The organism is Pseudomonas sp. SK (assembly GCF_012975065.1).
Classification (GTDB): Bacteria; Pseudomonadota; Gammaproteobacteria; order Pseudomonadales; family Pseudomonadaceae; genus Aquipseudomonas; species Aquipseudomonas anuradhapurensis.
The window spans coordinates 2,068,768-2,093,519 of sequence record NZ_CP051857.1 but is presented as its reverse complement, the minus strand read 5'-3'; the positions used below and the strand labels follow the sequence as shown (position 1 = coordinate 2,093,519).

23 protein-coding genes and 1 tRNA gene are annotated in these 24,752 nt (G+C 65.1%); 12 read left to right on the top strand and 12 right to left on the bottom strand.

Annotated elements, in window-relative coordinates; all coding sequences use genetic code 11:
- Positions 1-118 precede the first annotated feature (118 nt).
- The gene (locus HG549_RS09600) at positions 119-583 is read left to right on the top strand and encodes a DUF1348 family protein (RefSeq protein ID WP_170029265.1); all 465 of its coding nucleotides are present in this window, start codon (positions 119-121) and stop codon (positions 581-583) included.
- Here HG549_RS09600 and HG549_RS09595 read toward each other — a convergent pair whose 3' ends face one another.
- Positions 584-1,939: an ATP-binding protein gene (locus HG549_RS09595; RefSeq protein ID WP_170029264.1), complete on the bottom strand. Its 1,356-nt coding sequence runs from the start codon at positions 1,937-1,939 to the stop codon at positions 584-586.
- Complete coding sequence (locus HG549_RS09590) at positions 1,936-2,658, bottom strand: response regulator (protein ID WP_170029263.1); 723 nt, start codon at positions 2,656-2,658, stop codon at positions 1,936-1,938. The genes HG549_RS09595 and HG549_RS09590 overlap by 4 nt, the downstream gene beginning before the upstream one ends.
- 164 nt (positions 2,659-2,822) lie before the next feature.
- On the opposite strand from HG549_RS09590, the gene HG549_RS09585 reads away from it, so the two are divergent.
- The 5 genes from HG549_RS09585 (at position 2,823) to HG549_RS09565 (ending at position 7,243) form a co-directional block, all read left to right on the top strand.
- On the top strand, positions 2,823-3,605 hold the full coding sequence (locus HG549_RS09585) for a VacJ family lipoprotein (RefSeq protein ID WP_170029262.1): 783 nt from the start codon (positions 2,823-2,825) through the stop codon (positions 3,603-3,605).
- Positions 3,595-3,828, top strand: coding sequence for a hypothetical protein (locus HG549_RS09580; RefSeq protein ID WP_170029261.1), 234 nt, complete (start codon positions 3,595-3,597; stop codon positions 3,826-3,828). The genes HG549_RS09585 and HG549_RS09580 overlap by 11 nt, the downstream gene beginning before the upstream one ends.
- Before the next feature lie 132 nt (positions 3,829-3,960).
- Positions 3,961-5,193: an MFS transporter gene (locus HG549_RS09575; protein ID WP_170029260.1), complete on the top strand. Its 1,233-nt coding sequence runs from the start codon at positions 3,961-3,963 to the stop codon at positions 5,191-5,193.
- Positions 5,194-5,229: 36 nt separating this feature from the next.
- Positions 5,230-6,003 carry a helix-turn-helix domain-containing protein gene (locus HG549_RS09570; RefSeq protein ID WP_170029259.1) on the top strand — a complete coding sequence of 258 codons (774 nt, stop codon included), beginning with the start codon at positions 5,230-5,232 and terminating at the stop codon, positions 6,001-6,003.
- Positions 6,004-6,094: 91 nt separating this feature from the next.
- On the top strand, positions 6,095-7,243 hold the full coding sequence (locus tag HG549_RS09565) for a carboxypeptidase family protein (protein ID WP_170029258.1): 1,149 nt from the start codon (positions 6,095-6,097) through the stop codon (positions 7,241-7,243).
- Between the two features lie 61 nt (positions 7,244-7,304).
- Here the strand turns inward: HG549_RS09565 and HG549_RS09560 are convergent, their stop codons facing one another.
- From HG549_RS09560 to HG549_RS09530, 7 genes are all read right to left on the bottom strand, one after another.
- Positions 7,305-8,270 (bottom strand): spore coat U domain-containing protein, encoded by a 966-nt coding sequence (locus HG549_RS09560; protein ID WP_170029257.1) that lies wholly within the window; start codon positions 8,268-8,270, stop codon positions 7,305-7,307.
- The gene (locus HG549_RS09555; protein ID WP_170034116.1) at positions 8,270-10,567 is read right to left on the bottom strand and encodes a fimbria/pilus outer membrane usher protein; all 2,298 of its coding nucleotides are present in this window, start codon (positions 10,565-10,567) and stop codon (positions 8,270-8,272) included. Before HG549_RS09555 ends, HG549_RS09560 begins: the two co-directional genes overlap by 1 nt.
- A 105-nt stretch (positions 10,568-10,672) precedes the next feature.
- Positions 10,673-11,449: a molecular chaperone gene (locus tag HG549_RS09550; RefSeq protein ID WP_170029256.1), complete on the bottom strand. Its 777-nt coding sequence runs from the start codon at positions 11,447-11,449 to the stop codon at positions 10,673-10,675.
- A gap of 39 nt (positions 11,450-11,488) precedes the next feature.
- On the bottom strand, positions 11,489-11,992 hold the full coding sequence (locus HG549_RS09545; RefSeq protein WP_170029255.1) for a spore coat U domain-containing protein: 504 nt from the start codon (positions 11,990-11,992) through the stop codon (positions 11,489-11,491).
- A 3-nt stretch (positions 11,993-11,995) separates the two neighbouring features.
- Positions 11,996-12,526 (bottom strand): spore coat U domain-containing protein, encoded by a 531-nt coding sequence (locus HG549_RS09540; RefSeq protein ID WP_170029254.1) that lies wholly within the window; start codon positions 12,524-12,526, stop codon positions 11,996-11,998.
- Positions 12,527-12,545: 19 nt separating this feature from the next.
- Positions 12,546-13,082: a spore coat U domain-containing protein gene (locus HG549_RS09535; RefSeq protein WP_170029253.1), complete on the bottom strand. Its 537-nt coding sequence runs from the start codon at positions 13,080-13,082 to the stop codon at positions 12,546-12,548.
- Positions 13,083-13,112: 30 nt separating this feature from the next.
- Positions 13,113-13,640, bottom strand: a complete 528-nt coding sequence (locus HG549_RS09530) for a spore coat U domain-containing protein (RefSeq protein WP_170029252.1) — start codon at positions 13,638-13,640, stop codon at positions 13,113-13,115.
- Between the two features lie 264 nt (positions 13,641-13,904).
- Here HG549_RS09530 and HG549_RS09525 point away from each other — a divergent pair, with 264 nt between their 5' ends.
- From HG549_RS09525 to HG549_RS09515, 3 genes are read left to right on the top strand one after another with little or no spacing between them, the layout of a single operon-like run.
- A complete protein-coding gene (locus HG549_RS09525; protein ID WP_170029251.1) occupies positions 13,905-16,154 on the top strand; it encodes an ATP-binding protein in 2,250 nt (749 codons plus the stop codon).
- Positions 16,155-16,169: 15 nt separating this feature from the next.
- Complete coding sequence (locus HG549_RS09520) at positions 16,170-16,631, top strand: response regulator (RefSeq protein ID WP_170029250.1); 462 nt, start codon at positions 16,170-16,172, stop codon at positions 16,629-16,631.
- A 13-nt stretch (positions 16,632-16,644) separates the two neighbouring features.
- Positions 16,645-19,035: a response regulator gene (locus HG549_RS09515; RefSeq protein ID WP_170029249.1), complete on the top strand. Its 2,391-nt coding sequence runs from the start codon at positions 16,645-16,647 to the stop codon at positions 19,033-19,035.
- Positions 19,036-19,226: 191 nt separating this feature from the next.
- On the opposite strand, the gene HG549_RS09510 is transcribed toward HG549_RS09515, so the two are convergent.
- Positions 19,227-19,301: transfer RNA gene (locus tag HG549_RS09510), tRNA-Gln, on the bottom strand.
- A 261-nt stretch (positions 19,302-19,562) separates the two neighbouring features.
- Between HG549_RS09510 and HG549_RS09505 the strand changes: the two genes are divergently transcribed.
- Positions 19,563-19,805, top strand: a complete 243-nt coding sequence (locus tag HG549_RS09505; RefSeq protein WP_170029248.1) for a hypothetical protein — start codon at positions 19,563-19,565, stop codon at positions 19,803-19,805.
- Between the two features lies 1 nt (position 19,806).
- On the opposite strand, the gene HG549_RS09500 is transcribed toward HG549_RS09505, so the two are convergent.
- Entirely contained in the window at positions 19,807-20,232 is a 426-nt protein-coding gene (locus HG549_RS09500) for a DUF1810 domain-containing protein (protein WP_170029247.1), read from the bottom strand.
- 162 nt (positions 20,233-20,394) lie between these two features.
- Here HG549_RS09500 and zapE point away from each other — a divergent pair, with 162 nt between their 5' ends.
- Together zapE and HG549_RS09490 are read left to right on the top strand one after the other, a co-directional pair.
- Positions 20,395-21,516, top strand: coding sequence for a cell division protein ZapE (zapE, locus tag HG549_RS09495; protein ID WP_170029246.1), 1,122 nt, complete (start codon positions 20,395-20,397; stop codon positions 21,514-21,516).
- A 54-nt stretch (positions 21,517-21,570) separates the two neighbouring features.
- Positions 21,571-22,785: a hypothetical protein gene (locus tag HG549_RS09490; protein WP_170029245.1), complete on the top strand. Its 1,215-nt coding sequence runs from the start codon at positions 21,571-21,573 to the stop codon at positions 22,783-22,785.
- A gap of 76 nt (positions 22,786-22,861) precedes the next feature.
- On the opposite strand, the gene HG549_RS09485 is transcribed toward HG549_RS09490, so the two are convergent.
- Positions 22,862-24,751, bottom strand: coding sequence for a propionyl-CoA synthetase (locus HG549_RS09485; protein ID WP_170029244.1), 1,890 nt, complete (start codon positions 24,749-24,751; stop codon positions 22,862-22,864).
- Position 24,752 lies beyond the last annotated feature (1 nt).

The window sequence follows — 24,752 nt, the reverse complement described above, 5'->3', positions numbered from 1 at the left end:
AGGCCGCTCCTGCACATTGTTCCAGGCAATGCAATTATGAAGTGCCAGGCACATCCATTCTCTGGTCACGCAGCGGCGGCTAAGCTCCTCACCAGTCAATCGATCCGAGGAGTAGCCCATGTCCCGCCCACCCCTTCCACCCTTCACCCACGCAAGCGCCATCGAAAAGGTCCGCCTGGCCGAGGATGGCTGGAACAGCCGCGACGCTGCCAAGGTCGCGCTTGCCTATACCGTCGACACCGTGTGGCGCAACCGCGTCGAGTTCCCCCGCGGCCGCGCCGAGGTCGAGGCCTTCCTGACGCGCAAATGGAACCACGAACTGGAGTACCGCCTGATCAAGGAGCTGTGGGCCTTTACCGGCAACCGCATTGCCGTGCGCTATGCCTACGAGTACCACGACGACAGCGGCCAGTGGTACCGCGCCTATGGCAACGAAAACTGGGAATTTGCCGACGACGGGCTGATGCAGAACCGCCATTCGAGCATCAATGAACAGCCCATCAGCGAAGCCGAGCGCAAGTTCCACTGGCCGTTGGGCCGGCGCCCGGACGATCACCCCGGGCTCAGCGAACTGGGGCTCTGATCAACCTGCCGGCAGCGTGACCCTGACCTCCAGGCCACCACCCGGGCGGTTACCCAAGGTCACGCTGCCGCCGTGCTCCAGCACGATGGCCCGGGCTGCCGGCAGGCCCAGCCCGACGCCGCCGGTATTACGGTTGCGCGAGCCTTCGATGCGGTAGAACGGCGCGAATACCTGCTCGTGCAGCTCCGGCGCGATGCCCGGCCCGCGATCCTGCACGCTGATTTCGATCTGCCCAGTACCTATCGCCAGCGTCACTGCGGGGTCACGGCCATACTTCGCGGCATTGTCGATCAGGTTGACCAGCACCCGCCTGATACCCACCGGCCGCCCCTCGTACACGCAGCGACGTGGCCCGCTCAGCCCCACCTCCACGCCGGCATCCCTGAAATCGTCCACCACGGTCGACAGCAACTCGCCCAGGTCAAACACGGTGGCCTGCTCCAGCCGAGCATCGTCACGGAAAAACGCCAGCGCCGCTTCGACCATCGCCTGCATCTCGTCAACGTCCTTGAACAGCCTGGCCTGCAACTGGGCGTCGTCAATGAACTCGGCGCGCAACCGCATGCGCGTCAGGGGTGCGCGCAAGTCATGGGAAATGGCCGCAAGCATCTGGGTGCGGTCGTTGAGAAAGTGCTTGAGCTGCGCCTGGGTGGCGTTGAACGCGAGAATCGCCTGGCGCAGGTCATGCGGACCGACCACCGGAATCGGCGGCGCGTTGAAGTCCTTGCCAAAACGCCGTGCGCCTTCGGCAAAACGCTCCAGCGGCTTGGCCAGGTAGCGCGTGGCCAGCAAGGCAACGGCAAGGCTGGAGAGCAGCATCAGGGTCAGGACGATCAGGTTGCGTGGCAACTCATCCAGCCCCCAGCTACGGGCAGTGGCGCGGAACAGCACCCACGACTTGTCGCTCAGCTCGATCATCAGCGCATAGCCGCGCTCAGGTGCGTATTCCGGCATGTCGGACGGTTCGAAGGCTTCGATCCTGGCATCCGGGCGCTTGAGCAGCGCGCGCAGGATCGGCGTGCCCTCGCTGAACTCGGCGTCGACCAGCACCGGCACGCCCGCTTCGTCATGACGACGCAGCCAGCGCACCGAGTAGCTGCCGTCGCCCGCCGCACTGGCGATGCTCGCCCGCTCTGCCAAAGGCGCGACATCGAGGATGCGGGTAACCGTTGCGACCTTTTCAATCACTCCGCTTTCCAGCAACGGTGGCTGCGCCCACACACTTAGCAGCAGGCTGAACAGGCCTTTGAGCAGCAACAGGAAGAGCATCGCCGTCAGGGTGGTCAGCGCGATCCAGCGGGCAATGGTGATCTTTGGCCGTGGCAGGGCCTGGCGAGCCCGGGCAAGCAGGCTCATCGCCTGGCGACCGTAGGCGTGAACAGGTAACCAGCGTTGCGCAAGGTACGGATCAAGGGCTCGTGGCCATGGTCGCTTTCAAGCTTGCGGCGCAGCCGGCTCACCTGGACATCAACGCTGCGGTCATAGGCCTCGTAGGCATCGCCACGGGCCAGGTCCAGCAGCTGCTGGCGGCTGAGCACCCGGCGCGGATGTTCGGCGAACACCAGCAACAGTTCGAATTCACCGTTGGACAAGGGGATCATGACGTTGGCCGGCGAACGCAATTCGCGCCGCACCACATCCAGCCGCCAGCCAGCAAACTCGAGAATCGCGCAGGCATGGCCCGCCCCGCCAGCGGCTGCACGATCAGCCGCTTCGCCAGCACGCCGCAGCACTGCCCTGACCCGCGCCAGCAATTCACGGGCGGCGAACGGCTTGGTCAGGTAGTCATCCGCACCCAGCTCCAGCCCCACTACCCGGTCACTCAGCTCGCCCATCGCGGTGAGCATGATCACCGCCACCTTGTGCTCGGCGAGCAAGCGCTGGCACAGCACCAGGCCGCTATCGCCAGGCAACATCACGTCAAGAATCACCAGGTCTGGAACGCGCCTTTCGACGGACTGCCAGAGCGCTTTGCCGTCCCTGCCCACGTCCACCTCGTAACCGTGCTGGCGAAGGAACTTCTGCAGCAGGTCGAGTACTTCGACGTCGTCGTCGACTATCAGCAAATGGCTCACTAAAACTCACCAAAACAAGAGATCCAGCGGTACTTTACGGCCATCCCCTGCAGCCGTCATATATTTCAACCCGGTAACAAAGTGTCGACGCCGAGACATTCCGGACATCACCCGGCAAACAAAACTGCGCAGCATCGCCGCCAGTTCTTGCCAGGAAGCCATCCATGTCCCGTTCACCCTCCGCCTCCCGTTCAGCACGCTCTGCCGTGCTGGTCCTGTCGCTGCTGGCTGCGGGCGGCTGTAGCCAACGCGCTCCCGCCACAGCGGTGTGCGGCAACGTCGCCTATCAAGTCAGTGACCCGGCAGAACCCGCCAACCGCGCGGTGTTTGCCTTCAACCGCAGCGTCGATGACTACCTGCTGGCTCCCGTCGCCCGAGGCTATGAGGCGCTCCCCGGTTTCGCCCGGCAGGGCCTGCACAACTTTGCCAGCAACTTCGCCGAGCCCAAGGTGTTCATCAACGATGTGCTGCAAGGCAATGGCGAGCGGGCGATGACCAGCCTCACGCGCTTCATCTTCAACATCACCCTGGGTGTGGCGGGGCTGGTCGATGTGTCGGGGAAAATGGGGCTGAGCCAGCACCGTTCGGACTTTGGCCAGACCTTCGGTGTCTGGAACATTGCCGACGGCCCGATCGTCGAGCTGCCGCTGCTGGGCTCGCACAACCTGCGCGATGCCACCGGCACGGTACTGGGCATGGCGCTGGACCCGTTTGGCGGCAACAGTGATACCGTCGCCACCTTGGGCAACGTCGCCACGGCGGGCGGCTTCGTCGATGCGCGGGCCGAAGCCCTGCCACTGACCGACCTGCTGCGCACCTGGCCGGATTACTACGTCGCGCTGCGTGACTACACCGCGCAACGGCGCAGCAACCGGGTGGCAGAAGGCAAGGCCGGCGAGCGGGGTGCATGGCAGGTCGATTGTGCCGGGGGTGCCCGTGACAACTGATAGCCAAACCGCCGTGCTGTTGTTCAGGCGCCTGGAAGGCGCCGCCCGACAGCCGCTGGTGCTGCATGAACTGGAAGCCCGCCTGTCTGCCGATGGTCGCAGCCTGGTGCTGAGCCGCTACCGAGAACGCGTTACCGCCGACGGCAAACCCTACCGCCACGAGGCTCACCGCAGCGTACCGATTGCCGCCTTGCTGCGCTGGATGGTCCGCCAGGGGCGGTGAACCAAGAGCAGCGGATTCTGCAATGTCCGAAATGCGACAGTGGCTGCCTGTTCGGCGTGAGACAGGCAACCGCGGCGCTGGCTACCCTCCTCAGGCAATGCCTTGCTCCCTTTCGACAGAAGAATTCCGCCCATGACGATTCCCTCCGCCTCCATGGCCGCCACCACGCCTGCCGACCGACCTCAGGGCTTTCTGGTCCGTATTGTCGGCGCTGCCGCATTCGCCCATCTGCTCAACGACCTGATCCAGGCCGTGCTGCCATCGATCTACCCGATGCTCAAGAGCGATTTCGCCCTGAGCTTCGCCCAGGTCGGCTGGATCGCCCTGGTCTACCAGGTGACCGCCTCGCTGCTGCAACCCTGGGTCGGCCTGTACACCGACAAGCACCCGCAACCCTACCTGCTGCCGGCCGGCATGCTGATCACCCTGGTCGGCATCGCCCTGCTCGCCTGCGCCGGCAGCTACGCCATGCTGCTGGTGGCCGCCGCCGTGGTCGGCGTGGGCTCGGCCACCTTCCACCCGGAAGCGTCACGGGTGGCCAGGATGGCTTCCGGCGGGCGCTTCGGTACTGCGCAATCGACCTTCCAGGTGGGCGGCAACACCGGCTCGGCGCTTGGCCCGCTGCTGACCGCGGCCATCGTCATCCCGCATGGCCAGCCCGCCATCGCCTGGTTCATGCTGGCGGCTGCGCTGGCGGTGTGGGTGCTGTGGCGGGTGACCGGCTGGACCATGAGCCACGGCCAGACCCGGCTCAAGACCTTCGCCGGGCAGCAGCCGCCTGGGCTGGCCCCTGGCGCCATGTGGCGCGCCGTTGGGGTAATCGCCGTGCTGATGTTCGCCAAGTTCGTGTATATCGCTTCGTTCACCAACTACTTCACCTTCTACCTGATCGAACATTTCGGCCTGAGCGTGCAGCACAGCCAGCTGTACCTGTTCGTGTTCCTCGCGGCGGTGGCACTGGGTACCTTCGCTGGCGGCCCGGTGGGTGACCGGATCGGGCGCAAGGCGGTGATCTGGGTGTCGTTCCTTGGCGTGGCCCCCTTCGCCCTCGCCCTGCCGCATGCCAACCTGGCCTGGACGGCGGCCCTGGCGGTGCTCATCGGCCTGGTGATGTCCTCTGCCTTCGCCGCGCTGGTGGTGTATGCCCAGGAGGCGGTGCCTGGCCGGGTCGGCATGGTCTCCGGAGTGATGTTCGGCTTGATGTTCGGCATCAGCGGCATCGGTGCCGCCGGGCTCGGCGAGCTGGCCGACCGGCACGGCATCGAGTGGGTGTACCAGGCAATCGCCTTCTTGCCGCTGCTGGGGCTGGCCACTGCGCTGCTGCCGGCAACCCGCTCGCAAGCCCGCCCCGCCCGCTGCTGCTAAAGTGGCTGGGCCAGGCAGCCTGAACACGAGGTAGCAATGCTCAAACCGCAGCATGAATTGCTGGTGGAGGTCGATGAATGGGCCTGGGAAGTGGGTAGCCGCGCAACCGACTACCCGACCGACTGGTTCATCGAGCCGCACAGCCATGCCAAGCATCAACTGATCTATGCCATCAAAGGCCTGATGATCGTCGAGTCCGGGAACGAACGCTGGACCGTGCCACCCAGCCGCGGGGTGTGGATGCCCTGCGGCCAGGTGCACGCGATACGCTGCGTGGGCGAGGTGAAGATGCGCAGTGTGTTCGTGCGCACCGACACCGCCGTGCTACTGCCCGGGCAGAGCAAGGCCATCAGCATCTCGCCATTGCTCAGCGAACTGATCAAGGCCTCGGTGGGCTTCTGCGCACCGTTTGCCGATGACTCGCGCGAAGGCCGGGTGATGCGCCTGATCCTGGATGAGATCTGCGTGCTGCCAACCCAGCCGCTGAAGCTGTCGCAGCCCGGCGACAAGCGCCTGCGCACGATCTGCTCGGCGCTGTTCGAGCGGCCTTACGATAATGCCACCCTGGCCGACTGGGGCGTGCAACTGGGTGTGGACGAGAAAACCATCCAGCGCCTGTTTCGCAAGGAAACCGGCATGACCTTCGGCCAGTGGCGCCAGCAGGCGCGGCTGATGCAGGCGCTGGAACGGATCGCCCTGGGCGAGCGCATCATCGATGTCGCGGTGGCGTTGGGGTATGACAGCCCAAGCGCCTTCGCCAGCATGTTCAAGCGCCAGTTCGGCACCACGCCCAGCCAGTTCTTCAAATGAGCTGAAAAACAATCATTGCATGATCTCACCCAGCAACCCGGTCATGGCGTGTACAGTAGGCTCACAACAAAGCCCAGAAGGAGCCCGGCACATGTCCGCAACGCTGTCCCCCCTGCAGATCGACTGCGATTTCGACTCCGGCAACATTCAGGTACTGGATGCCAGCAACCCGGCCCGGGTGCACCTGGCCATCCGCCCCGACACCCACAGCGGCCACTACCAGTGGTTCCACTTCAAGGTCAGCGGGCTGACGCCAGGCCAGGTCCACCGCTTCAGCCTCGACAACGCCTCCGGCTCGTCCTACAAGAACGCCTGGAGCGGTTACAACGCCGTGGCCTCCTACGACCAGCAAAGCTGGTTCCGCGTGCCCAGCCAGTACGATGGCACGGCGCTGTCGTTCGAGGTAACCGCCGAACAGCCGCAGATCTGGTTCGCTTACTTCGAGCCCTACTCGCGCGCCCGCCACAACCAGCTGATCGAACGTGCCCGGCAACTGCCAGGGGTCGAGCTGCTGGCCAGCGGCCGCAGCGTCCAGGGCCGCGACATTCCCCTGCTGCGTGCCGGTGATGGCGCCGCAGGCAAGCGCAAGCTGTGGCTGATTGCCCAGCAGCACCCGGGCGAACACATGGCCGAGTGGTTCATGGAAGGGGTGATCGACCGCCTGCAGGCCGACGACGCGGTGATCCGCCAATTGCTGGCCAAGGCCGACCTGTACCTGATCCCCAACATGAACCCCGACGGTGCCTTCCTCGGCCACCTGCGCACCAACTTCAAGGGCAAGGACCTCAACCGCGCCTGGCAGGACGCCAGTGTCGAGTTCAGCCCCGAGGTGTTCTTCGCCCAGGCGCAGATGAAGCAGTACGGGGTGGATGCGTTCATCGACGTGCATGGCGACGAAGAGATTCCCTATGTGTTCACTGCGGCCTGCGAAGGCAACCCGGGTTATACGCCGCGGCTGGCGCAGCTGGAAACGCAGTTCCGCAACACGCTGTGCAGCCTGACCCGTGACTTCCAGACCGTGCACGGCTACACCCGCGACGAGCCGGGGCAGGCCAATACGACACTGGCCTGCAATGCCGTGGGGATGGCGCATGACTGCCTGTCGCTGACCCTGGAAATGCCCTTCAAGGACCATGACGACGCGCCCAACCCGGCCACCGGGTGGTCGGGGGCACGTTCCAAGGCACTGGCCGGGGCGGTGCTGGAGACCCTGGCGCAGATGGTTGACGATTTGCGTTGAGCCCCACGGCGTTCGAGCTGACTTCCAGGTGGCACCTGCAGCTTGATGTGCCCGGGTGCGTTCAGAACTGCACGTCCAGGATCACACTGTCGGCATAACTCCCTGCCGGCGGTGTGGCCTGGTCGGTATAGACCCTGGCGTTGTAGTTGAACACCTGGCTACCGGTACCCGTGCCTGCTCCGGGGTTCACATCGGCATCACTACTGGCCCGGCGCGCCGCCCCCACCGAGCCCCAGCGCTGCGCCCCGGCGCTCTTGAAAATGTCGTAGGCCAGGTAGCCGTTTGCCGACGATTTCATGCGCCGCCGTCCGTTGGCCACGTTCTGGCCATCGTCCAGGCCCACGGTATAGGTGCTGCCCTTGGTGCACGACACACTCAGGTTCTGGCTTACCGTACCGAACCCCGCCACCACCGGCGCACTGGCGAAGCTGATGTCGGGGGTGGTGATCTGGCAGTCATTGGTCACCGTCAGGCTCACTGTCAGCGGCTTGCTGCCACTGCCGGTATCCCGGCCGATGCAAAACCCGCCGGCCCCGATCCCCGCGCAGTAATCCCAGGTCCACTCGACGTTGAGGGTTTCCTGGTAGGCGCCCGCCGCAACGTTGCTGCCTACCTGCGTGCGCATGTACAGGGGCACGTTCTTGGGGGTACCGTTGAGCAGGCCCAGTACATCCAGGATGCCGGTGGTGCGGTATTCGAAGGAGGTACCACGGGTGATCGGATAGCTGGTTGTGGCATCGGCATACAGCGTGTAAGGGATGACATCCCCGGTCGGCCCCACCAGGCCGCTGGTGGTGGCAGTGATCTTGATCTTGAAGGAGTCGGTGCTGCTGAGCACGCTGAGCACCGAACCGCTGCATTGCAAGCCCGAATTGCTGCTGGAAGCCATCTGTACCGTGCTGCGCACTTGTGTCGAGTTGAGCGAGCCGAACGCCGCTGGCGCAGTCACCACGGAGGTGCACTGGGCCCAGGCGCTACCCACTGCCAGCAACAAGGCGCTGGCCAGCAAGCCACGCCAGCAGCCCATCACTTGCACTCCAGCGGGCCGATCAAGGGGATCGAACCTTGCGTTTCAGGCAGGTCGAACGCCACCTGGCAGTGCCCGCCGCCCGCCAGTTCCACCTGCAGGCTATTGTGCGGCGCCAGGTTTTCCAGGTACACCAGGCCGTCCCAGCCGACGACCGCCTGGCTGCCACTTTCGCTATGCGTGACGCGGCTGCCCAGCGTGAGCACCTGCCGGTTACCGTCCACCAGCTCGATACTGGCGGCCAGCACGCGCCGCAGCGGAAACTCCAGCAGATAGCCGCTGCCACGGCGCACCGCCACGCGCTGCTCCACTTCCGTCGCCAGGATGTCCGGCGGCAAGTCCATCGGGTCGATCTCGTACTTGCCGCGGTAGTAACCGCTGCTGTATGGCACCAGCAGGTGGCCGCTGGCATCGGTGCGGCCGACTTCCTGGTTTTCATAGCGCACCGGTACATCGGCGTAGCCCTGGGTGCTGACCACCACGAAGGCATCGTCGATACGGTTGGCGGCAAACAACCCCGCATCCATCCACACCAGCGAGCCGCTGGCATCGGCCCAGCGGGTCATCTCGCCGCTGCTGCCATACACCCCCGCCTGCAACTGCACCGATTGCAGGCGCCAGGTGACATCGGCCTGGCGGTAGGCGTCGCGCTCGCTACCAGCGGCATAGCCCAGGTTGTAACCGACACCGCCGCCCACAGGCACGGCGCGGCTGTAGTTCACGCGCTGCAGGCGCTCGCCGGCCTGGCTGCGCTCCAGGCTCAGGGCGAGGGTGCCACGCAGGTCGAACGGGATGACCAGTTGCGCCTGCAGCGCCCACTGGCTATCGCCCACTTCCCGGTTGGCCGACAGGTACAGGCTGCTGCCGCCCCACAGCGGCCGGCTGTAACTAAGGTTGAGCAGCCGGGTCCGCGTGCCATCGCCAGCCCGCACGTCGAAGTAGCCGGCGCCGATGTTGCCGTATTGGTCCAGGTTGAGGCTGAACGTGACCTGTTCGCTGCGCTGGCTCAGCTGCATGTCCTGGCTGTCGACACGGGTCAGGTCGGCGTAGGCGCCATGACGCTGCAGGCGCTGGTAGCTGATGCCGATGCGCTGGCTGTTGTACTGATAGCCGAGGGCCACCTGGTGGCCTTTGTCGCCCTCGAACTGGCTCTGCGCCAGGGCCGCATTGAGCACGCCGGCATTACCCAGGCGCAGGTTGCCGCCCAGGCCGCCCAGCATCAACGATGCGGCGCTTTCGGCATGGGTCTCGACGGTGAAGGCGTCACTCACCCCATAGCGCAGGCTGGCCGAAGCCACCCCAGGGCCATAGGCAAAGTCACGTACGCCGTAGTCACGGCGCAGGCTGCCGGCCGCTACCGAGTAATCCGCCAGACCTGGCTGCAGCAGGCTGCTGGTGACATAGAACGGCAGCGTGGTCGACACCTGTCGGCCAAGCGCATCGGTGGTGACCACTACCGCTTCCCCGGCACCATTGATGAACGGCACGTTGGTCAAGGTGTAGGGCCCCGGCTGCAACTCGGTGGTGCTGGACTTGTAGCCATTGATGAACAGGTCCAGCGAGGTCGGCACCGCCGCCTCCCCGGCGAACGCCGGCAATGGGTAGGTGACCAGGTCGGGGCGCGCAGCGAAATCGCGAGACAACTGCAGGCCGCCGACCCGCACCGAACTGCTCCAGGGCAAGGCGCCGGTCACCAGGTCACCGGCTTCGTAGGTCAGCAGGCGCTGCTCGTCGGTGAAGCGCCAGGTGGAGTCGTAACGCAGGAAGCCCTGACGCGTGTCGTCGGCCAGCGCAGCGTTGAACGACTGGCGCCACTGCCCGGTGCTGGAGAAAGTGCCCCAACTGTCGAACAGGCGCAGTTCATTCCAGGCTGCCAGGTAGCTTCCGGCATCATCGGTGTCGTTCAGGTACAGGTCGTAGTTGAACAAGGCGCCGAAGCTGCTGCGCGCATCGGTCGCCGGGTACAGGTTGCGCTCGCCCAGCTGCTGGTCGGGCAGCCAGGCCGGTGGCACCTGCAGCAGCAAGCGCTGGTTCTGGCTGTCGTAGTCGGCATGCAACCCTGCAATGGCCTCCAGTGCCAGTTCGCCCTGCGGGTTGCCCGGTAGCGAGACACCCGCCGCCCGCAACACCTCGCTGTCCAGGTACAACTGCCCGGCGCGCTGCTGGACCGCGACCAAATCAGCCTTGGGCATCTGGTTCACCAGCAGTTCGAGGTATAGCGTGGCGTCGGTGATGGCGGAAAGCTCCAGCGGCGGTGGCGGCAGGTCGTCGGCCAGCACCAGGCCCGAGCCGAGCATGGCCAACCCCACGCACCAGCGGGGCATCGTCGTCAGCCACTTCACACACGGTTTCCAGCCATTGCCGGGTCCCCCCTGGCCCATGAACGGCATTCAGGCGCTGGCTCATTGGCCTTGGCGGATAGCGTCCGCGCTGCCCTGGCCGTTGACCCGCCCTTTCAACACACTGCCCGCCCCCGCTGCCAGCGGCGCCGGCCAGCGCATGCTGGCTCCCGGCAGCACATAGCCCAACAGGCCTTCTGCCAATGGCTTGCTCTGGCTGCCCTGCTGCACCACCACGTCGGTCAGGCGGGCATGCACCGGGCCGGTATTGCGCAGTTCCACATAGGGCTTGCCCTGCACGGTCACCGCGCGCCAGCTGAGTTGCGGCTTGCCCAGGCCCTCGGCGCTGCGTTTGCCCTCAGGGTCGGCCCTGCCCCACAGGCCTTCGCCATAGACGAACAGGGGTACCGAGTAACGCATCTGCAGGCGAATCGCCGCGGTGGTGCCAGGCTCGGCCTTGTCGACTGGGATGGCCGGCGGGATTTCGTCGATGATGATGCGGTAGGCCTGTTCCTGCCCGACCGGAGTGGGGGCAGTACGGGTCAGGCGGATCAGCTGCCGCTGCCCGGGGCCAATGCTGGCCACCGGCGGGCTGCCGATGATCTCGCGCTGGGCCTGGAACTGTTCCTGGTAGTCCCCCTGGCGCCAGGCGAACACTCGCACCTGCAGGTTGGCCGCGGTGGTGCCACGGTTTTCCAGCCACAGTGCGCCGGCCTTCTGGTCAGCTTCCAGGACCGGATCGATCGGCCAGATCAGCACCGAGGTCGCCGCCCAGGCCGGCAGGCTCGCCAGCCCCATCACCGCGATCAGACCACGCTTCCATTTCGCGCCTGCCCCCATGATGCTCTCCTTGAATACTGGTCGTTGCTGCCGCTGTGTTCACCAGCTCACCGTCACTTGCACCACATCGGTGTAGGTCCCGGCCGGCAGTGTGCCGCTCAGCTGGACCCGCCCGTACACCGGCAGCTTGATCGCCGTCGGGTCGGTGTAGCTCACGGCGACGCTCTGGCCGATCCCCAGGTTCTGGCTGTAGGCCGCATCCCGATACAGCTGGTAGGCGAGCACTTGCGTGCCACCGGTACGCTTGAGGTTGCGTGTGCCGCCGGCACTGTTCTGGCCGCCATCCACGCTCATGTTCAGGGCCACCCCCGGGGTGCACTGGAAGGTCACCGTGGAACCGCCCAGCGCGGTGCCGAGCAGCCCGCTGGCCAGCGCCGATTGCGAGCCATAGTCAAGCGTCCCGTAGCTGCTCACGCCTCCCACCACCAGGCACCCGGCGACGATCTGTGCCGTCACCGCGAAGCTGCTGGTGGTCGCCGCATCCAGCGGCGCGCCCAGCAGCATGCCAAGGCAGGTCAGCCCGCCCGCCAGCCACCTGCGCATGGCTCAGAACGACAGCTCGACCGAAACCGTGTCGGTGTAGACCCCCGCCGGCAAGCCGGCCTTGCCTCGCGCCTGGCCGTACAGGTTGACGGTCTGGGCCACGCCGGAGCTGGTCGGCAAGGTGATGGTGCCGTCAATGGCCAGCAGCTGCGAGTGCCCGGCGTCGGTGTAGAAGTCGTACGGCACGAAATTGCCGGCGCCATCGGCCAGCGCGCGCGTGCCCCCGGTCGACTGGCCGTCGTTGACGCCTGCGCGCACGCGGATCACCGGTATCGTGCCGGCCGAACACAGCACGCTCATCGCCCCACCGCCACCGCCCATTACCTGGGCACCGGCGCTCGTGAACAGGGCGTCCTGGGTGCCGAAATCCAGGGTACCGAAGTTCATCCCCGAGGTGCCCGAGCTGCCATTGACCTGGCATGCCGCGGTCAGGGTCAGCGTCGAGTTGATGTTCCCGGTCGTGGCGGCATGGGCGTGAAAGGCCAGCGCCAGGCCGAGGCCGGCGAGGATGCAGCGTGAAAGGTTCGATCGCATCGGAGTCTCCTAAGCGTTGTTACCAGTCCAGGGTCACTCTCAGGGTGTCACGGTACAACCCGGCTGGCAGCGCGCGCGCCTGCGCCACTACCACACCGTAAATGGGAACCGGCACCTGGCGGGTGCCGCTGATGGTGAAGGCACGCGCCTGGCCAATGCCGTAGTGGCTGTTGCCGCCCGGGTCGACTGCCAGTTGATAAGGGATCAGTTCGCGGCCGTTGCTCAACCGCCGTATGCCATCGCTGCCATTCAGGCCGCCATTGATGCGCACGTTGAACGCCCGCACCTCGGGGGTGCAGCTGATCTGCAGGCTGCCCTCGCCGCCCAGGTCATCGACCTGGCTGCGCAGCGGCACGTCCCAGCCTGGGCCCCGCTCGCCGAAATCCAGCACCCCCGGGTTGCCCACCAGGGTCGCTTGCGTGCCGTTGCTGCTGACCTGGCAGGCCGAGCTGATCACCAGGCGCGCCTGGATGAAGCCGGTGCTGGTGCCATGCGCGGCACTGCTGGCCACCAGCAACGGGCCCAGGGCAAGCAGCAGGATCGGGGTTCGGCTCATGGCGTCGGGTTCCTGTGCATGGCGGCCTCCCTACCAGGTGACAGTGACTTTGAGCAGGTCGGCATACCTGCCGGCCGGGGGAACCCAGGCCAGCTTGTCGATGCGTGCGTACAACGGCAGCTCGACCGTGCCGCTGTCCGGCACCCACGCCGACTGCGCCACATTCACCGCTAACGGTTCGCGCCAGGCGGCATCGCGGTACAGCCGGTAAGGGATGGGCCGGGCCTGCCCATCGTCGCTGGCGAGAAAACGCAGCTCGCCGATACCGCCATGCTGGCCACCGTCGACGCGCACCTGATACGGGGTCTGTGGATTGCACTCCAGACGTGGCGGGCGCTGGCTCAGCAGCGCACCGCTGAGCGGCGCGCCGGGGCCGTCGAGGCGTGCTGCGGCGCCCAGGTCGACAAGCCCCAGCGCCTGGCCGCCAGCGTCGCGCGGTTGGCCGACCAGCATGCAGCCGCGCTGCACCAGCACGCGTACCTCCACCAGGAAGTCCGTCGCCGTGGCGCTGGTGCTCAGCATCAGGCCCAACAGCACGGGCAGGAAGCGCTCCGTCACCTTGATTATCCTTGTCGATGTGTGCAGAGCTGAGCGTAGCAGCGAGTTGACATCACCGTGGTGGCATACAGCCATTTTTTTGTGTTAGCAACAAAGCGATATGCCCGCGATGAAAACAGCCGGCGTGACGTAGAACCCACCGCCACTTCAGGCCTCCAATGCTCAAGGCCGGCACTGCTGCGGATAATCTGTTAGGGTGAACCACTCTCATCCTGCACCAGGCATACCGTACGCATGGACAGACATGACAGGAGCGTTTCATCGATGACTGCAGATAGCACGCTCACCCAGGCCCTTGAACGCTGTGCCCAGGAGCCGATCCAGCTACCTGGCAGCATCCAGCCTCAAGGGTTTCTGCTGGTGCTGGACGAAGCCGATCTGCGCGTGCTTCAGGCCAGTGAAAATGTCGAGCAATGGCTGGGCATACCCGCCAGGGAAATGACTGGCTGCAGCTTCGCCGAGCTGGTCAGTGGTGAATTCGACCTGCGCCTGCACTTGGCCCGCCTGCCCGAGGACGAGGTGTTTCCGTTCCATATCGGTGACGTGCAGCTGCGCCAGGGTGCGCCGTACAGCGACAAGCTGCACCTGCTGGCACACCGTCATGACCAGGTGCTGATTGCCGAATTCGAGCCCCCGCGGCTGCCGGCGGACCTTGCCGGGCAGGGCGATTACTACCCGCTGGTGCGCAGCTTCGTCGGCCGCCTGCACCAGGCCAGCAGCCTTGAAGAGCTGCTGCAGCAAACCGTGCTGCAACTCAAGCGCATCACTGGCTTTGGCCGGGTCAAGGCCTACCGTTTCGACGCTGAAGGCAACGGCCAGGTGCTGGCCGAAGTCGCCGACCCGGGCTACCCCAGCTATCTGGGGCTGTGTTTCCCGGCCGCCGATATCCCACGCCAGGCGCGCGAGCTGTACCGGGTCAACCGCATCCGCGTGATCGAGGACGCCAACTACCAGCCCTCGCCGCTGCTGCCTGCTGCCAACCCGCGTACCGGCAAGCCACTGGACCTGAGCTTTGCCGCGCTGCGCAGCGTATCGCCGGTGCACCTGCAATACATGCGCAACATGGGCACCCTGGCCTCGATGTCGCTGTCGATCGTGGTCGATGGGCAATTGTGGGGGCTGATTTCCTGCCACCACCAGCAACCGCGCCCGGTGGACCTGCGCACCCGCACGGCCTGCGAGCTGCTGGCCAGCGTGCTGTCGTTGCAGATCGAATCGCGCGAGTCCCACGCCAAAACGCGCCAGCTGCTGGAGCTACGCCAGCACATCGTGCGCATGATTTCGTCGATGGCCGACCACGACAGCGTCAGCGACGGGCTACACGATTTGCCCGACGTGTTGCTGGCGTTCGCGGGGGCCCAGGGGGCTGCGGTCATCTCGGCCGAACGTTGCGACCTGATCGGCAAGACCCCACCTGCCGCGCAAGTCACCGCACTGGTGCACTGGCTGACGCAACGAGGCGAAGAGACCGTCTTCCACAGCGACAACCTGCGACGCGACATCGACGAACTGCCCGAACTCGCGGCTCATGCCGGTGGCGTGCTGGCAGTGGCGATTTCCCAGATCCACTCGCATTACCTGCTGTGGTTCCGCCCCGAGCAGGTGCGCACGGTGAACTGGGCCGGGCAACCGAGCAAGCAGGTCGGGCCACAGGGCAACCTCGACCCGCGCCACAGTTTCGAGCGCTGGCAGGAACAGCTGCTCGGCTACTGCGAGCCCTGGCCACCGCTGCTTCTCGAAGGCGTGCTGGAGCTGCGCACCGCCGTGCTCGGCATCGTCCTGCGCAAGGCCGAGGAACTGGCGCAACTGGCCAGCGAGCTGCGCCGTTCGAACAAGGAGCTCGAAGCCTTCTCCTACAGCGTGTCGCACGACCTGCGGGCGCCCTTGCGGCATATTGCCGGCTACACCGAACTGCTCGGCGAAATCGAAGAGCAGAGCCTGAGCGAGCGTGGCAAGCGCTTCCTGCAACACATTGGCGAGGCCGCACACTTTGCCGGCAGCCTGGTCGACAACCTGCTCAACTTCTCGCAGATGGGCCGCTCCGCCCTGCGCCTGTCGGACGTCGACCTCAACGCCTTGGTCGAAGCCGTTCGCAGCGAGCTGGCGCCCGACTACGAAGGCCGCGACATCGTCTGGGACATCGCCCGGCTGCCCAAGGTGATCGGTGACCCGGCCTTCATCAACCTGGCCTTGCACAACCTGCTGGCCAACGCCATCAAGTACACCCGCGGCCGCACCCCGGCACGCATCGGCATCAGCGCCGTGCAGCACCCGGACGAAACCGAGATCTGCATTCGCGACAACGGTGTGGGCTTCGACATGGCCTACGCCAACAAGCTGTTCGGCGTGTTCCAGCGCCTGCACCGCATGGAAGATTTCGAAGGTACCGGAATCGGCCTGGCGAGCGTGCGGCGCATTATCGAACGTCACGACGGCCGGGTCTGGGCGCATGGCAAGATCGACCAGGGCGCCACCTTCCACTTCACCCTCCCGCGCCACCCCGCGACTACCTGAGGCACCGCTACCATCATGCTCAAACCCATCCTGCTGGTCGAAGACAATCCACGCGACCTGGAGCTGACCCTCCTGGCGCTGGAGCGCAGCCAGTTGGCCAACGAAGTCATCGTGCTGCGTGACGGCGCCGAGGCGCTGGACTACCTGCTGCGCCGCAATGCCCACGCCGAACGGGACGATGGCAACCCCGCCGTGCTGCTGCTGGACCTGAAACTGCCGAAGGTCGACGGCCTGGAAGTACTCAAGGAAGTGCGCGCCACCCCCGAACTGCGCAGCATCCCGACGGTGATGCTGACCTCCTCGCGTGAAGAGCCCGACTTGTTGCGCGCCTACGAGCTGGGAGTGAACGCCTACGTGGTCAAGCCGGTGGAGTTCAAGGAATTCGTCGCCGCCATTTCCGACCTCGGGATATTCTGGGCAGTCCTCAACGAACCACCCCCCGGCTCGCTGCGCCTGCCCCGGCGCGGCAGCAACTGAGGCCGCCGCGACGATGCAGCCAATGCCGCTGAAACTGTTGATGGTCGAGGACAGCTCGATGGATGCCGAGCTGACCCTGATGCGCCTGGAGCGCAGCGGGCTGCATGTGCAGGCGCAACTGGTATTCGACCATGTTGGCGTAGAGCACGCCCTGCGCGAGGCCCGCTACGACCTGATCCTGTGCGACTGTGTGTTGCCGGGCTCATCCGGCACTGAAGTGCTGGCGATTGCCCAGCGCCTGGCACCGGACATCCCGTTCATTTTCCTGTCCGGCATCTACGGCGAAGAGCATGCGGTGGAAATGATCCGCCTGGGTGCCACCGATTATGTGCTGAAGAAGAACCTGCCCCTGCTGCCCAAGGCGGTGCGCCGGGCCCTGACCGAGGTGCAGGAGCGCCAGCGCCGGCGTCGCGCCGAAGAAGCCCTGGCCGACGTCGAGGCACGTGCGCGCTTTGCCATCGACGCAGCCGGCATGGGCACCTGGGACATGCGCCCGCAAGAAGACCTGTTGCTCTGGGATGACCGCTGCAAGACCCTGTTCGGCCTGCCCACCAGCACCGAGATGACCCTGGACGTGTTCTATGCCGGCATCTACCCCGACGACCTGCCGCTGGTGCGCGAAGCGGTAGACCGCGCCATGCGCCCGGAAAGCGGTGGCCAGTACCGAGTGGAATTTCGCATCGCCCAGCCCGATGGCCGGGAGCCGCGCTGGTTGCTCAGCAGCGGCCAGAGCCAGTTCGTCAACGACCAGTGCGTGCGCTTTTCCGGCGTGCTGCAGGACATCCATACCCAGCGCCTGGCCACCCAGGCGCTGCGTCAGCTCAACGAGATGCTCGGTGAACGGGTCGAGCGCCGTACCCGCGAACGCGACCGCGCCTGGGAGCTGTCGCAGGACCTGCTGGCAGTGCTCAACAAGGACCTGACCCCGGTGGCATTGAACCCCGCCTGGGAGGCCAGCCTGGGCTTTTCCCGCGAGCGCCTGAGCCAGTCGTCGCTGCTGCACCTGCTGCCCGAGCCCGATCAGGAACTGCTGCTCACCGAACTGGCCGCCCTCGCCCATGGCCGCACCAGTGTCCGCTTCGTCGGCCGCGTGCTGCATGCCAGCGGCCAGCAGCGCTGGCTGTCGTGGGTGGTGGTGCCGGAAGACACCCTGCTGTATGTGGTGGCACGCGACATCACCAGTGAGCGCGAGGCTGCCATGGGCCTGGCCGAAGCCAACGCGCGCCTGCGCGAGCAGATCGACGAACGCGAACGCATCGAGGCTGCACTGCAGCAGATGCAACGCCTGGAAGCAGTCGGCCAGCTGACCGCTGGCGTGGCCCACGACTTCAACAACCTGCTGACAGTGATCCTCACCGGTGCCAGCTTCCTCGAACGCGACCTGGCCAAGGGCGATGTGGACAAGGCCCGCTCCCGCCTCACGCACATCCGCGAAGCCGGCGAACGCGGTGCCAAGCTGACCTCGCAGTTGCTGGCATTCTCCCGCCGCCAGCGCCTGGAGCCGGTGCCGCTGAACCTCAACCGCACCCTGGCCGGCCTGGAGGAGCTGTTGCGCCGCACACTGGGCGGCAATGTCTCGGTGCGCCTGGACCTGGAGCCCTGCCTGTGGCAGGCACTGACCGACCCGACCCAGACCGAGATGATCATCCTCAACCTGGCGATCAATGCCCGCGACGCCATGCCTGACGGTGGCCAACTGACCCTGTCGACCCGTAACACCCATGTTGAAGCCCGCCCGCAACGCCCCGAAGACCCGGACCCGGGCGAGTATGTGCTGCTGAGCATCCGCGACACCGGCTGCGGCATGAGCGAAGAGGTGCTGGCCAAGGTATTCGAGCCATTCTTCACCACCAAGGACATCGGCAAGGGCTCCGGCCTGGGCCTGGCCCAGGTGTTCGGCTTCGCCAAGCAGTCCGGAGGTGGCGTGCACATCGACACCGTGCCGGGGCGTGGCACGCAGGTGGCGGTGTACCTGCCGGCGGTCAAGGATCAAGTGGTGAATGAACCGCTGCCGCCGCGGCTCAGCCACTCGATCAGCGCAAGCGGCGGTAACCGGACGATACTGCTGGTGGATGACGACCACCTGGTGCGTGACATGCTTGGCGACGTGCTACGCCAGTATGGCTACCAGGTGCGCCAGGCACACAGCGGCGAACAGGCCTTGGCCTTGCTGGATGAGCAGATCGACTTGCTGCTGAGCGATTTCGCCATGCCCGAGTTCAACGGTGCACAACTGGCCTTGGCCGCACGCGAACGGTATCCGCACCTGCCGGTGGTACTGCTTACCGGTTACGCGGAATTGCAGGGGCTGGAGTTGCCGAACAGCCTGGTGGTTCAGAAGCCGGTACAAGCCGATGAACTGGCCCGGGTGCTGAACGAGATGCTGGTGACCAAGACCGTGTAGGAGCGGCCTTGTGTCGCGATGGGCTGCGCCAGCAGCCCCTTGGCAATTTGCGCTACATCTGAATCCTGGGGCTGCTGCGCAGCCCATCGCGACACAAGGCCGCGCCTACACGGACGTGCAAAAAGCAGAAACGGCGAAGCCCGGCGCTGATCATTCAAGCACCGGACCGAAATATGTTTGAAGCAAGAAAATGGCAGGGGCGGCTGGATTCGAACCAACGCATGGCAGGATCAAAACCTGCTGCCTTACCGCTTGGCGACGCCCCTGTATCGGATGCAGCGTTTGCTGCTCTGACAATTCCAACTGAGTGACAACTGGGTTGTTGTCTTGGAATGCGCGGCACTTTAACAACAAACTTTCGGTCTGTGAACCCCCTGACGAAAAAAAATTGCCAGAAAACAGCGAGTTAGTCATTTTCGCGTTGCCCACGGCGACCATCCGTCGCTTTCCCCCCGCCTCGCTTCAACACAATCGCATTCCTCCCTTCCAATCAGATGAGGCAACTGCATTGACCATGGAGGACTCCCATGCCTGTTTCACACGATCTTTACCAGGACCTGCACTACCCGCGCGAAATCGTCCAGCAACGCCGCCAGCAGGACAAGGCGCTGGACCGGCTGCTCGACGAATACATGGACATCGACAACCAGGTGCTGGCCGCCGAGTCGATCTCGGCCGGCAACTTCGAGGACGAAGACCTGCGCCACCTGAAGGAGCGCCGGCTGGCCGTGAAATACATGATCGAGCGCCAACTGGAGCGCAAGCCCTGAACTAACCCGCCAAGGCGGACACCGTCAGGGGGTCTGGCTCGCCGTCATAGAACTGCACCAGTGCCTGCTGGAACAACGGGTTGTCGGGCGCCGCCCGGGCGAACAGGGTCAGGCACGAACGCAGCTTGAGGTCATCCGGGCTGCCGAGCATGGCCCTGGCACTCTTGTCGCCATGTTGCAGCAGCGCGGTAACGCAAGCTTGCAGCCGCGGCCCCAGCAAGGGGTGGGCCAGGTAGGCTCGGGCTGCGTCGATCCCGGCCAACGCATACCGCTCGGCCATGGCGCTGCGGCCCAGGCCATCGAGCTGTGGAAACACATACCACATCCAGTGGCTGCGCTTGTGCCCGGCCTGCAGCTCCTGCATCACCTGGCCATACACCCGGTTCTGCGCCTCGACGAAGCGCTCCAGGTCATAGTCGCTTTGCATGCTCGCCCCTCCTCGCATCGTGCTTTCCTACCCTCTTCACTGTACGCCTGCAGCGCCGACCTATCTCGCCAGGCGATGATTGCCGCGCACTTTCTGTATTGGTCAAACTGGCCGCGCTCGGGCAAGCTGCATGCTCCCCGTCATCGCCGAAGGAGCTTCGCTTTGCCTGCCTGGATTCCTGCCCCGTTACGCCAGCTCGGCCGGCGCTTGCGTGACACCGCCCCCCAGAGCGAGCTGCTCGGCTGGTTCGAAGAGCAGGCACGCAGCCGCGGTTATCAGCTCAGCGACGGCCAGCGCCGGGTAATCCAATGCATGGCCGGGCAACTGGCACAGCTCGAACAAGGCCAAGCGCGCAGCCTGTACCTGTACGGCCCGGTGGGGCGCGGCAAGAGCTGGTTGCTCGATGGTTTCTTCCAGGCCGTGCCGGTAGCGGCCAAGCAACGCCTGCATTTCCATGACTTCTTTGCCCGCCTGCACCAGGGCATGCACCGCCACCGCGCGCTGGATGATGCACTGGGCGCGACCCTCGACGAACTGCTGGGCGGCTGCCGGGTGCTGTGCTTCGACGAGTTCCATGTGCATGACATTGGCGATGCGATGTTGCTCACGCGCTTGTTCAACGCCCTGTTCAGCCGTGGGGTGTGGTTGCTGGTAACGTCCAATTATGCCCCCGAAGGGTTGCTGCCCAACCCGTTGTACCATGAGCGCTTCCTGCCGGTGATCCGCCTGATCAACAGCTCGATGACAGTGCTCGAGGTCAGCGGTGACACCGACTTCCGCAGCCTGCCGGCCAACCGCGAACATCAGCGCTTCACCCGTGGTTGCTATGCCTGGCCAGGCACGGCGGCACAACGCCAGGCGCTCGGGGTTCCGCAACAACAGCCGCTGATGCTGGAGGTGAACAAGCGCCCGTTGCGCGCGCTGGCCAGCGATGGCCGGCGGGTGGTGTTTGCCTTTGCAGACCTGTGCGAGCACGCCACGGCGGTTATCGACTACCTGGTACTGGCCGAGCGATACGACGAATGGGTCATCGATGGGCTGGACGATCTTTCGCAATGCTCGCTGGCGGCGCAGCAGCGTTTGGTCAACCTGGTGGATGTGCTGTATGACCAGGACCGGCAAGTGATAGTGATCGCTAAACGGCCGCTGGAAGAGAGCCTGGATGGGCCACTTGCCGACCTGATGCGCACCCGCAGCCGGCTGGGGCAGTTGCATCGACTCGCGCCAGGCGAGCCTCATCCAGTGAGTTTTTCCGAGCTGTCAACTGCCAGTTCTACCAGCTGACCGATCTTCTGCAGCCGCTTCTAATGCACTTCCATACCTACGGAGGTGCCTCCCATGTCAAGCAACCAAGCCCAGTGGACCCGCATTGACCTTCAGCTGCCGGAAGATGCCTCGAGCGAACTGATCAACCGCCCGCCCTATCTGGTGGGTGGTTTCTACTTCAGCTCCAAAGCCTCTAAAGATGACTCAGGTGCACCCACCATGGTACTGACCAAGCTCACCCCAGATGGCGCGGTCGTCGAGGCATTTGGTGAAAATGGCAGCGTGCGGATCAGGATGCCGTCAGAACCTGGCTCATGGCTATGCTTCGTTGAAAACGGCGATTACCTGGTGTGTAGCGTCGCGCTTCGAGCCAATGAGCAGTTCGGCATTTTCCGCCTCGACAAGAACTCAGGGGCGCAGGATCCGGCGTTCGGATTCAAGCTGGTTCCTTGGCCAAAGGAACCGGGCAACTCCTCCCATCAAAAATCTAGCCAGGAAGATACTGACGGATACGCCGGCAGCGTTCCCCAGTTCCCCGATGGCAAGCTTCGCCAAGCGGTAAACTCCGGGCTTGCGCAATTTGATCTGCAAGGGAATCTGGACACATCGTTCAATCACGTCGGGATGCGCAGGTATTTCACCTGGGAGGGCCGCGATCTATACACCCTCGCAGTAGTTGCCCGGTATGAAGGGGCGGTGCACGCTGGCTTCTATTACTGCGGTATGCATCGAGTAGGCGGTGATGATGTGCAGGCTTGGGTAGGCGCTTGCGACAAGCATGGCGCAGTCATCTCCGGCTTTGCGCAGCAGGGTGTGTGGATTGTCAAACGCTTGCCAGGCCACCCGGACATCGCTCATCTGGCCGTTCATTCTGCGGTGCAAGCACATGAGCGCATTTATCTGGTGGGTGATGCAGGAGGCAGCACCGGGCAAAGTGGGTTTGTGCTGCGCCTGAAACTGGACGGCAGTGTCGACCCCAATTTCAACGGCGGCCAAGCCGTCATTTTCAGTCGCCCTGAGTTCGACCGGACGAAGGCATTCGCGGTCACTGCGCATGGCAGCGGTACCCTGATCGGCTGCGGCCATGGCTTGCAGCTCGGTAATCAATTGCCAACGGCAATCGTTCGCCTGGACGCAAACGGCAAGCTAGACACCTCATTCGGTGATAACGGCTGGTTACTCACGCCAGCTTACCCAGAAAGCAAGACCCTGCTGACCCTGACCCACGACGGCCAGCAAGCCATCGAGTTGCGGGGCGAGAAGTTCGTGGCCCGCTATCCCCTGTAGCACTCGAGCGCGTCAGCCGCTGATGGGCCCGCTCCTGGAGCGGGCCCATCAGTGCCTAACGCAACGCGGGCGCTGCTCAGCCAGCCCTCGGCAAGTCCGCCAGCACCGCTTCGATCTCCCCGAGCACCGCTGGGTCATCCAGGGTCGAAGGCGGCAGGTAGTCCTGCCCGTCGGCAATCTTGCGCAGCACGGCCCGCAGGATCTTCCCCGAGCGGGTCTTGGGCAGCCGCTTCACCAGCCGCACCCGGTTGAAGCAGGCCAATGCACCGATCTCCTCGCGCACGCTGCCCACCAGTTCGACCAGCAACTGAGCCTCGGCGATGCCCTCGCCATCCTTGAGCACCACCAGGGCCAATGGCACCTGCCCCTTGATTTCGTCATGCACGCCGATTACGGCGCACTCGGCCACCGCCGGATGACGCGCCACCAGGTCCTCCATCTCACCGGTGGACAGGCGATGCCCGGACACGTTGATCACGTCATCCGTGCGGCCCATGATGTAGACGAAGCCGTCGTCGTCCAGATAGCCGCCATCGCCAGTGTGGTAGTAGCCCGGGTAGGTGCGCAGGTAGGCCTGCAGGTAGCGCTCGTGGTCGCCCCATAGCGTCTGGCTGCAGCCGGGTGGCAGCGGCAGGGCAATGACAATCGAGCCCTGGTGGTTCGGCCCCAGCAAATGCCCCTCGTCATCCAGCACCTGCACGTGGTAGCCCGGCACCGCCCGGTTGCTGGACCCCGGCTTCGCCGCGCTGCCCTCCAGCCCGACGCAGGGCGCGGTGACCGGCCAGCCGGTCTCGGTCTGCCACCAGTGGTCGTGCACCGGCTTGCCAGTGACCCGTTCCAACCATTCGTGGGTGCTGGAATCGAGCTTCTCGCCCGCCAGGAACAACTGGCGCAGCGAGCTCAGGTCGTGCTTGCGGATCAGCTCGCCATCCGGGTCTTCCTTGCGGATGGCGCGCATGGCGGTGGGCGCACAGAACAGGGCATTGACCTTGTACTGCTCCACCACCCGCCAGTAGGCCGAAGCGTCCGGGGTGCGGATCGGCTTGCCTTCGTAGAACACCGTGGTGCAGCCACTCATCAGCGGCCCATAGACGATCAGCGAATGGCCAACTACCCAGCCGACATCGGAAATCCCCCACCACACGTCGCCCGCCTGCATGCCGTAGATATGGCGCATGGCATAGCACAGCGCCACGGCGTTGCCGCCGTTTTCCCGCACGATGCCTTTGGGTTTGCCGGTGGTGCCCGAGGTATACATGATGTACAGCGGGTCGCCCGCATCCAGCTCCACCGGTGGCACCGGCTCGGCCTGCGCCAATGCCGCCTGCCAGTCCAGGTCACGGCCCGCCTGCAGCTCGGCGCAGGCTTGCGGCCGTTGCAACACCAGCACCTTGCGCGGCTGGTGGCGGGCCAACTGCAGGGCGCGGTCGACCAGCGGCTTGTAGGCGATCACCCGGTCGAACTCCAGCCCGCAGGAGGCCGTCAGCAGCAAGGTTGGCCGGGCATCGTCGATGCGCAAGGCCAGTTCGTTGGCGGCAAAGCCACCGAACACCACCGAATGCACCGCTCCGATCCGCGCACAGGCCAACATGGCCATGGCCGCCTGCGGCACCATGGGCATGTAGATGATCACCCCATCGCCCTTGTTCACCCCCAGCTGGCGCAGCAAACCGGCCAGGCGTGCCACCTCGTCACGCAACTGATGGTAGGTGTAGGCCTGCTGCACGCCGGTCACTGGCGAATCGTAGATCAGTGCCAACTGCTCGCCCCGGCCTTGCTCGATCTGGTGATCGAGGGCCAGGTAGCAGCTGTTCAGGCGGCCATCGGCGAACCAGCGGTGGGTACCGTCGGCGTTGTCCTGCAAGGTCAGGGCTGGCTTGCGGTGCCAGGCCAGGTGCGCGGCCTGTTCCGCCCAGAATGCGGCAGGGTCGGAAATGGAATGGGCGTAGCTGTGCTGGTAGCTCATA